At 60.1% G+C, this 8,953-nt stretch carries 9 protein-coding genes; 6 read left to right on the top strand and 3 right to left on the bottom strand.

Annotated features, from left to right (window positions below; all coding sequences use genetic code 11):
- Window positions 1-232 precede the first annotated feature (232 nt).
- Window positions 233-1,972: a relaxase/mobilization nuclease domain-containing protein gene (locus tag AB7F49_RS35725; protein ID WP_428531517.1), complete on the top strand. Its 1,740-nt coding sequence runs from the start codon at window positions 233-235 to the stop codon at window positions 1,970-1,972.
- 151 nt (window positions 1,973-2,123) lie between these two features.
- Window positions 2,124-2,546, top strand: coding sequence for an IS5 family transposase (locus tag AB7F49_RS35720; RefSeq protein WP_428531514.1), 423 nt, complete (start codon window positions 2,124-2,126; stop codon window positions 2,544-2,546).
- Window positions 2,547-2,671: 125 nt separating this feature from the next.
- Here the strand turns inward: AB7F49_RS35720 and AB7F49_RS35715 are convergent, their stop codons facing one another.
- Window positions 2,672-3,697 (bottom strand): IS110 family transposase, encoded by a 1,026-nt coding sequence (locus AB7F49_RS35715; RefSeq protein ID WP_428531511.1) that lies wholly within the window; start codon window positions 3,695-3,697, stop codon window positions 2,672-2,674.
- On the opposite strand from AB7F49_RS35715, the gene AB7F49_RS35710 reads away from it, so the two are divergent.
- Both AB7F49_RS35710 and AB7F49_RS35705 read left to right on the top strand, forming a co-directional pair.
- Entirely contained in the window at window positions 3,697-4,206 is a 510-nt protein-coding gene (locus AB7F49_RS35710; protein WP_428531508.1) for an IS5 family transposase, read from the top strand. The two genes, AB7F49_RS35715 and AB7F49_RS35710, sit on opposite strands and share 1 nt — an antisense overlap.
- Window positions 4,207-4,587: 381 nt before the next feature.
- A complete protein-coding gene (locus AB7F49_RS35705; RefSeq protein WP_428531505.1) occupies window positions 4,588-5,490 on the top strand; it encodes a LysR substrate-binding domain-containing protein in 903 nt (300 codons plus the stop codon).
- 135 nt (window positions 5,491-5,625) lie between these two features.
- Here AB7F49_RS35705 and AB7F49_RS35700 read toward each other — a convergent pair whose 3' ends face one another.
- Entirely contained in the window at window positions 5,626-5,799 is a 174-nt protein-coding gene (locus AB7F49_RS35700; protein WP_428531502.1) for a hypothetical protein, read from the bottom strand.
- Between the two features lie 11 nt (window positions 5,800-5,810).
- On the opposite strand from AB7F49_RS35700, the gene AB7F49_RS35695 reads away from it, so the two are divergent.
- Together AB7F49_RS35695 and AB7F49_RS35690 are read left to right on the top strand one after the other, a co-directional pair.
- Window positions 5,811-7,844 (top strand): conjugal transfer protein TraG, encoded by a 2,034-nt coding sequence (locus AB7F49_RS35695; protein WP_428531499.1) that lies wholly within the window; start codon window positions 5,811-5,813, stop codon window positions 7,842-7,844.
- 1 nt (window position 7,845) lies between these two features.
- Complete coding sequence (locus AB7F49_RS35690) at window positions 7,846-8,322, top strand: CopG family transcriptional regulator (RefSeq protein WP_428531496.1); 477 nt, start codon at window positions 7,846-7,848, stop codon at window positions 8,320-8,322.
- A 132-nt stretch (window positions 8,323-8,454) separates the two neighbouring features.
- Here AB7F49_RS35690 and AB7F49_RS35685 read toward each other — a convergent pair whose 3' ends face one another.
- A complete protein-coding gene (locus tag AB7F49_RS35685; RefSeq protein WP_428531493.1) occupies window positions 8,455-8,673 on the bottom strand; it encodes a DUF2274 domain-containing protein in 219 nt (72 codons plus the stop codon).
- Window positions 8,674-8,953: the final 280 nt, after the last annotated feature.

Raw genomic sequence — 8,953 nt, 5'->3', positions numbered from 1 at the left:
TTGAGTAGTGAAAGGAAACAGCGACGATGGCGAACACAGCATCAACGTCCCGACCGATTAAGAGGGCAAGATAAAAGGCCGCGAGGTGCGGCCCGGTTGGGAGACGGTCGGGGCATTGTTTCTGCACATGTTTCATCAGGCATGCCGCGATGTGCGCGAGCGACAGCCAGATCGCGCGCGCGACAAATCCCCAATGCTTTCAACGAATATCGCACATCGCGGATCACTAGCAATGAACGCTGAAGACGGCTTCCGCATCCGACCTGGCAAGATCCGCTCGCGTCCGAATATGCGGGCCAAGCCCTTCATCGCTCAGGCGCTGGCCGCCGCCGAACGCGCCGGCGGCCATGTCAGCAGGAGCGGCCGCATCGCGGCATCACGGCGGTCCCGCTTCGGACGCGGCCGCGTCGCCAGCGTGCGGGCCAACCGGCTTCTCACGAGCCGCTCACGTCTTGCCACCGTGAAGACCCGCATCGTCCGGAACACCGGCCGTCGCGCAGCTCTTCGGGCACATCTCAATTACCTGCGCCGTGAGGGCGTCACCCGCGACGGCGAGCGCGCGCGCATGTTCGGTTCCGACACCGACGAGGCCGACGTCAAAGCCTTTACCGAACGGTGCGAGGACGACCGTCATCATTTCCGGTTCATCGTTTCGCCCGAGGATGCTGCGCAGATGTCCGACTTGAAAGGTTTTGCGCGCGAGCTGATGCGGCAGGCCAAGAAAGATCTCGCCACCAAGCTCGACTGGGTCGGGGTCGATCACTGGAACACTGATAATCCGCACGTCCATATCATCCTGCGCGGACGTGCCGACGACGACAAAGACCTCGTCATTGCACGGGACTACATCAGCAAAGGGATGCGGGCGCGGGCGCAGGACCTCGTCACGCAGGAGCTCGGACCGCGCTCCGATCTCGACATCCGGCGCAGCCTCGAGAACCAAGTGGGAAACGAACGCTGGACGTGGCTCGATCGGCAGCTTGTCCGCGATGCCAACCGGCATGGTATCATCGATGTCGCCCCGGTGGCGGGCCAGCAGCCAGACGAATACCTGCCCCAGAAAGCCGGCCGCCTGCGCAAGCTTGAGTCGCTCGGGCTCGCAAACCAGGTCGGACCGGGACAATGGATGATCGCCGATGAGGCGGAGTCGACCCTGCGCACGCTTGCGGACCGGGGCGACATTATCAAACGTATGAACCGGGCGCTGAGCGGGCGAGGTGTCGAGCGCAGCGCATCGAGCTATGTGCTGGCCGGAGAGAGCCTTGCCGATCCGATCATCGGCCGTCTGATTGACCGCGGCCTCGACGATGAGCTGAAGGGCTCCGCCTACGCCGTCGTCGATGGCACCGACGGCCGCACCCATCACATCAAACTGCACAATCTCGATGCCGCCGGAGACGGACCTGTCGGTTCGATCGTCGAACTGCGCCGCTTCGAGGACGCCCGTGGACGCGAGCGCGTCGCATTGGCCGTTCGGTCCGATCTCGATCTCAATGCGCAGGTGAGGGCGTCTGGCGCGACATGGCTCGATCGCCAGCTCGTCGCCCGCGATTCCGTGCCGCTCGGCAGCGGCGGCTTCGGCGCGGACGTTCGTGCCGCAATGGAGAGCCGCACCGAGCATCTGATCGAGCAGGGTTTGGCTCGCCGGCAGGGCCAGCATGTCATTTATAGTCGCAATCTCCTTGAGACGCTGCGACGGCGCGAACTCGATTCAATCGGTGAGGAGCTCACGGCCGAGATCGGAACACCGTTCCGGAAGTCAGCGACCGGAGAGTATGTCGCCGGCCTCTATCGTCAGCGGCTGATGCTCGCGTCCGGCCGCTTCGCCATGATCGATGATGGCTTAGGCTTCCAGCTCGTGCCTTGGTCGCCATCGCTGGAACGCAATCTCGGCAAACATGTCTCCGGCGTCGCTCGTGACGACGGGGGTGTGGATTGGAATTTCGCGGTCCAGCGGGGGCTCAGTCGCTGAGTTCTCACGCGCATTCTCTGCGCCTCTTCGCGAGACCTTGAAACGTGACGCCAAAGCTCATTTCCAGACTAGGGTCTGTACCCAGATAGTCCGTTGAAAATCAAAGAGGAACGTGATTCACCGTAGTCGGAGGTGGATCATGCGATTTGATTTGAGCGACGACGAATGGGCTCTTCTCGAACCGTTGATGCCGAAGAGTCGAAAGAGCGCCCGCGCTGACGACCGCAAGATCATGAACGCGATATTTTATGTGCTGCGAACCGGGATGCCGTGGCGCGATCTGCCGGAACGTTACGGTCCCTACACGACGGTGTACAATCGCTTCAATCGCTGGTCTCGACGCGGAATCTGGAAGCGTATTTTTGACACGCTGGCATCGAAATCGCGCGATAGTCTGTATCTGATCGACAGCACGATTGTAAAAGCCCATCGCGCTGCCAGCGGCGCAAAACGTATGGCCCGCCCCGTCGTCAAGTGGCCGTTTCATCTGGTCTCGACAATCTGCGAAAACGTATCCGGCCTTTCGGCAGCGCCGTTGGCCAAGATGGAGATCCGCGCGTCCTGGTCCTCATAAGGGGGCCGGCGTCGATGCGCCATTTTGCGCCATAGGATTCCAGAACACCGGTCGACTGTCAGGCCATCTTCCTCGCACCACCCGCAGACGTCATAGGTCGGCGCGGTATCGCCGACCGATCTTGTTTAGGCCGCTACAGCGGTGGCTTCGTAGGTTCGCTCGTGACGCAGCAGCGCCCAGACGATGCGTGCCATTTTGGCGGCAAGCGCTACGACCGCAGTATTGGCATGCGCCCGGGACAGCAGTCCGCGCAGCCATGCGCCTAGCCTTGTGTTGCTCTTCCTCAGCGTCGGCATGGCGGATCTGGCGCCCTGGATCAGCATCTTGCGAAGATACTTGCTCCCGCGCTTAGTAATTCCAAGGAGCCGCGGTTTGCCGCCAGTCGTCTGTTGGCGTGGCACGAGTCCGAGCCAGGCGGCGAGATCACGGCCGTGGGCGAAGGTACGTGCATCTCCGACGGCCGCGACAAGAGCCGTCGCGTTCAGCGCCCCGATGCCGGGAATGGTGATCAGCCGACGGGCATGCTCGTCCTGGCGGGCGTGTTCAGCAAACTCCTTGTCAAATGCATCTATCCGCTTATCGAGTACCTGCCAGCGGTCTCGCATGTCACAGACGAGTTCACGCATGCGGGGGCTTAGCGCCAGAGCAGGATCGGCGAATAGCTCGGCCAGCCGCGCCGCCAGTTTGGCTTTGCCCTGCGGTACGATATGCCCGCGTTCGAGGAGCACGCTCCTGATCTGGTTCATCAGCGAGGTGCGCTCACCAATCAGGCGATCCCGAACGCGATGCAAGGTCTGCATGTCCAGCTGGGCTTGGCTCTTCAGCTCTACGAACCGCATGGTCGGCCTCGTTGCCGCCTCGGCGATCGCTTCAGCATCCCGGTCGTCGTTCTTCTGCGCCTTTACATATGGCCGTACATACTCCGGTGACATAAGGCGCACGATGTGACCTTGCGCCGCGAGTTCACGGCCCATGTGATGCGCCCCGCAACACGCCTCCATTGCGACGATGCACCCTGGAAGCTTGGCGGAGTAGGCGATCACGGTCTCCCGTCGCATACGGCGTCGAATCATCACCTTGCCGGAGCTATTCAAGCCAACGACGCTGCAGCTGTTCTTGCCAAGATCGATGCCGAGTACTGAAATTTGCATTGGTCTGCTCCTTCCCTCGTCTGAGCCAAACCGCAAACTACAGCGGATCAGCGGTAAGGGGCGGGCCATCCATAAGGGGGGAGCAAAATCAGGCGATCGGCATCAGTCGTGGCGGGCGCTCCACGAAAATCCACGCCACCGTTGACAGCAAAGGCCGCCCGCTGAACTTCACGGTGACCGGCGGGCAGGTCCACGACAGTCAAGTAGTTGAGGACGTTCTCGATACGCCCAGACCGCCGCTCGCTGTCACGGCCGACAAGGCTTACGATAGTCAGAAAGTGCGTCAGCAGATCAAGGACGAAGGCGCATTGCCGGTCATCCCCAGTCGCAGCAACGCCACCAGGAAAGTCTATTGCCCCAAGCGATTCTACCGGCAGCGCCACAAGATCGCAAACTACTTCTGCCGCATCAAGGACTGGCGCCGCATCGCAACCCGCTATGACAAACTCGCTCGAAACTTCCTCGCCGCCACCAACCTGGTCGGATCGCTCTATTGGATCAAGTTGTGAGTCCAGACCCTAATGTTTCGCCTACACCGATAGCTACTTCTTAAGATTACTTGCTTGCTAAAACGCCACTCGCTCCCGGTGTCTACTTGGCCAAGCTTGGGTTGAGGCGCGTCATGAAAAAGCGTCCGCGCAACCGCCAGTGCCGACAATGATTGCGGGCACCGCGGATGTCGGCACCTCAAAAATGGGCCTGCATTTGAGCATCCGATTTTCGATCGCGTCGAGCTCTCGTACCGCTACCTTAACCATCAAGTACCACGACAATGGTGTTCATTGAACTGCCTCGCCGGCGCGTTTGACAGACCTACGTCAATACCGCCAGTGCGCACAGCGGCGATAACCAAAAATGTGTGCGTTTCATTTGAGCGTGCAGGCTTGGCTATGATGAATTTTGTTCACCTAAGATACCTTGTGGCTGCAGCACGGCACCGTAGTTTTCGGCGCGCCGCCATAGCATTACGGATTGCGCAGCCCACGCTGAGTAAGCGTATTCGGGAGCTTGAAGACAGCCTTGGCATTATATTGTTCGAGCGCTCGACCAGCGGCGCACATCTCACAGCGGACGGTGAAATCGTCGTGGCCCGCGCGAAGCAAGTCTTGATTGATTTGGATAGCATGCAGAGCATCGCCAAAGGCGGCGGAGGCAAGACTGCGGGTCGACTGGAGATTGGGTTTTACACGTCGCTGACATCGGGTGAGCTTGGCGAGAGCCTATGCGACTTTGCCAAAGAGCACGAAGATGTCGATATCAATGTAGTGGAGGACAATAGGTCTGAGTTGTTCGCCCTGCTTGAGCGCGGTAGTATAGATCTTGCTGTCGTGCTGGGTGAACTGCGTTATGAAACTTACGCCCAGAGAAGTCTGTGGGCTGAGCGCGTGATGGTCGCCTTGCCGAAGTCGCATTATTTAGCTGAACGAGATTTCGTTTATTGGACGGACTTGAAGGCAGAACGATTTCTAGTCAGCCGTCGCGATCCCGGACCCGAAATTCATGACATGTTGCTGAGCAAGATTTCTTCACCAGGCGATCGGCCGTTGGTGAAGTCCATGGGAGTTCCACACGATCATTTGCTCTCACTCGTTCGTTGTCACCAAGGCATTGTCCCTGTCTGCGAGTCTTCGACTGGCAATATAATCGCCGACGTCGTCTATCGCGAAGTGCGCGACGGCAATGGGGCGACGCGTCTGGGATTTGTCGCATATTGGCAGCGAAGCAATGTCAATCCAACGCTCAAGCAGTTTTTGATGCGGCTGCAAATGCATGTCTCAGCGCCAACAACATGATAAAGCGCTTTGACTGTGTGACCTGCACCCCTCCTGATCCGGGGAGGGCTAGCCCGCGATTTGCTTGTTCGGTTATGGGCGTTCTTGTCTAAAATGCGCAAGACGGCAAGCGGCGGCCCGATTTCCGTTGCCCAATCAGGTATGACTTGTTTTACGATCAGACTTACGGGTTAGCGCTGTCGTCGCCACCGGCGGAGTGTCGCGCTTCAAGTATTTTTGCGCAACCATACGCCCTTTTGCGATACCGCCGTGATCGTTATTGAAGCTGGTCAAGCGGTGCGCTTTCTTTGCGGGCGCCGCCGCCAGCACCGGACCGCTCCGTGACCGCCACCAAAATTCTCTGGGATCAGATTCTTACGGTCTTTGCGATCGTGCTTTCGACGACTTGGGGCGCGACGCAATGGACGGCATGGCGACTGGGCTTCCAGCCGCAGCTTGGCGGCTCGTGGTTCGACCTTGCAGGCCTGCCGGTCTATCCGCCGCCGGCCTTCTTCTGGTGGTGGTACTTCTTCGACGCATACGCACCCCATATCTTCCTCGAAGGCGCCGGCATCGCCGCGTCCGGGGGCTTTACCGCCATCGCTGTCGCCATCGGAATGTCGGTCTGGCGCGCCCGCGAGGCGAAAAGCGCGCAGACCTATGGTTCAGCGCGATGGGCAAATGTCGGGGAGGTGAGGGCCGCGGGACTGCTTGGTCCGGACGGCGTCGTCATTGGCCGGCTGGATGGGGAATATCTCCGCCACAACGGTCCGGAGCATGTGCTGTGCTTCGCGCCGACACGTTCAGGCAAGGGCGTTGGCCTCGTTGTGCCCTCGCTCCTGACCTGGCCGGGATCTGCGATCGTCCACGACATCAAGGGTGAGAACTGGCAGCTCACGGCCGGCCTGCGCTCACGCTTTGGCCGGGTGCTCCTGTTCAATCCGACCGATACGGAAAGCGCCGCCTACAACCCGCTTCTGGAGGTCCGCCGCGGTGAATGGGAAGTCCGCGACGTGCAGAACGTCGCCGATGTCCTGGTCGACCCGGAAGGCTCGCTTGAGCGGAGGAATCACTGGGAGAAGACGAGTCACTCGCTTCTGGTCGGCACCATCCTTCACGTCCTCTACGCCGAGGAGGACAAGACGCTCGCCGGTGTCGCGTCGTTCCTCTCCGATCCTCGCCGCCCGATTGAAACCACGCTGGTTGCGATGATGACGACGCCTCACCTTGGCGGGCAGGGTCCGCATCCCGTCGTCGCGTCGGCTGCGAGGGAACTGTTAAATAAGTCGGACAACGAGCGGTCCGGCGTCCTCTCCACCGCCACGTCCTTCCTCGGCCTCTACCGCGATCCCGTCGTAGCGCAAGTGACGCGGCGCTGCGACTGGCGCATCGCCGACATTGCCGGGGAGGAAAAACCATCGACATTATATTTGGTCGTCCCGCCATCCGATATCAGCCGAACGAAGCCCCTCATCCGTCTGATCCTCAATCAGATAGGCCGCCGACTTACCGAAGATCTGAAGGCGACCGATCGGCGGCATCGTGTGCTCTTGATGCTTGATGAATTCCCGGCGCTTGGCCGGCTCGACTTCTTCGAGTCCGCGCTCGCTTTCATGGCCGGATACAAGCTGAAATCCTTCCTGATCGCGCAGTCATTAAATCAGATCGAAAAGGCCTACGGCGCCAACAACTCGATACTCGACAATTGCCATGTCCGGGTCAGCTTCGCGACCAACGATGAGCGCACGGCAAAGCGCGTGTCCGATGCGCTCGGTACCGCGACCGAAATGCGCGCAATGAAAAACTATGCTGGCCACAGACTCAGCCCGTGGCTGGGACATTTGATGGTTTCCCGCCAGGAGACCGCCCGTCCACTCATGACTGCGGGCGAGGTCATGCAGCTCCCGCCCGACGACGAGATCGTGATGGTGGCCGGCGTTCCACCGATCCGCGCGAAAAAGGCACGATACTTCGAGGACGCCCGTCTCGCCGAACGGATCTTGCCGCCGCCGAAACCGGATGCGGAAATGCCGGGGCCGAAGCCTGACGATTGGTCGACCGTCGCTGCGATTAAAACAATAACTCCTACCAAGACCAATAACGCCGCCGCGGAACAGGTCGAACCATCCATCTTCAACACGTCACCAGATGGCAAGGCCGATTCCGACTCGGCCAACGCCGGCCTGCGGCGCGAGCCTGGCCTCGAGCGCCATAAAGACATAGCGCCTGAGCCCGCGAAGCATCCGACGAATGAGTTCGAGCCCGATCGCGATGAAAGCGATGACGACGCGGTGCGCCGTCGCGTCGTCACCCGCAGCATGCGGCAGATCGCCCGGCAAGCGGCCATGGACCCTCACGACGGTGTCGAGCTTTGACATGGACAAGAAAGCCCGTCTTTCCGTATATCTCGAGCCTGCCATTATGCGCTCGCTTGCCGATTACGCAGCGCGCCGTGGTCAATCCCGGTCCCTGATAGCAGAGGCCGCCGTCGCGTCGTTCGTTTCTCCGGATTCCGACGAGCACCGCGAAGCGGCAACTGCAAAGCGGCTCGATGGCATCGGCCGTCATCTTCAGCGGCTTGAACGCGATCTCGGTATCAGCGTGGAAATGCTGGCAATATTCGTCCGCTTCTGGCTGGCTTCAACGCCGCAACTTCCAGACGCTGTGCAGGCGGCGAGCCGGGCAAAAGCAGGTGAGAGGTACGACAATTTCCTTGAGGCGCTTGGCCGACGGCTCGCCAAGGGGCCAAAGGTTCTGCATGAAATCGGTGAGGATATGTCTCGGCCATCCAATTCCGAGTTGTACCCGGACCAAAACGAAATCGAAGCTCGCTCGATCGAAGGCATGAAATGACCTGGCCTTGTGCCAACAGCCGCTTGGGCGAAAGCGTCGCGCCATTCTGCTAGCTGAAAAAAGTTGATTCAATCGATCCCGCGGTGAACGCAACCCACGGCGGTTCGCAATTCTAGCACGCAGCCTGTGAAGTCACTTTGCTTTTCGCGCTCTTGCGAACGCACGGTCGGTTGCCATAAAGCGCTCCATCATTGGTGCGACGATCTTGGCTGGATCGGGAGCGGGCTGGCCGCTCTCCCGCCCGATGGCTTCCGCATAGGCGATGAGGTTGCGGTGAACCACGGCGGGCAACTCGATCGTGAGCTTGACCGGCTTGTCGTGCTCGATCGTGCCGAGCTTGAGCTTGCTCATCGGCTTGCCTCCTGCTGGCCATAGGGCGCCATCACGAGATCATATGCCGTCTGGTGGACTATGCCGCGTTGCGTGTTTGAGCGGCAGCAAAAGGCCAAAAATTGGAGGTTCTGGGATGCCATATGTCGGCATAGTCCTGTCTCCTACAGTTGGTTGAGGAACGCGAGCAGCCGGTCATCGGGGCGGAACTTGCCCGGCTTGCTGTCGAAAGGGATGGTCTTGGCGAGGATCTTTTCCTTCAGCGCCAGATCGGCATCGAGATAGATCTGAGTGGTTTCAA

The organism is Pseudorhodoplanes sp., assembly GCF_050250235.1.
GTDB lineage: Bacteria > Pseudomonadota > Alphaproteobacteria > Rhizobiales > Xanthobacteraceae > Pseudorhodoplanes.
This window is presented reverse-complemented; position numbering and strand designations above follow the sequence as displayed.

Excerpts from the sequence above, each read along its gene's own strand:
- AB7F49_RS35725 (WP_428531517.1), top strand. The coding sequence starts at position 233 with ATGAACGCTGAAGACGGCTTCCGCATCCGACCTGGCAAGATCCGCTCG.
- AB7F49_RS35715 (WP_428531511.1), bottom strand. The coding sequence starts at position 3,697 with ATGCAAATTTCAGTACTCGGCATCGATCTTGGCAAGAACAGCTGCAGC.
- AB7F49_RS35705 (WP_428531505.1), top strand. The coding sequence starts at position 4,588 with ATGATGAATTTTGTTCACCTAAGATACCTTGTGGCTGCAGCACGGCAC.
- AB7F49_RS35690 (WP_428531496.1), top strand. The coding sequence starts at position 7,846 with ATGGACAAGAAAGCCCGTCTTTCCGTATATCTCGAGCCTGCCATTATG.
- AB7F49_RS35685 (WP_428531493.1), bottom strand. The coding sequence starts at position 8,673 with ATGAGCAAGCTCAAGCTCGGCACGATCGAGCACGACAAGCCGGTCAAG.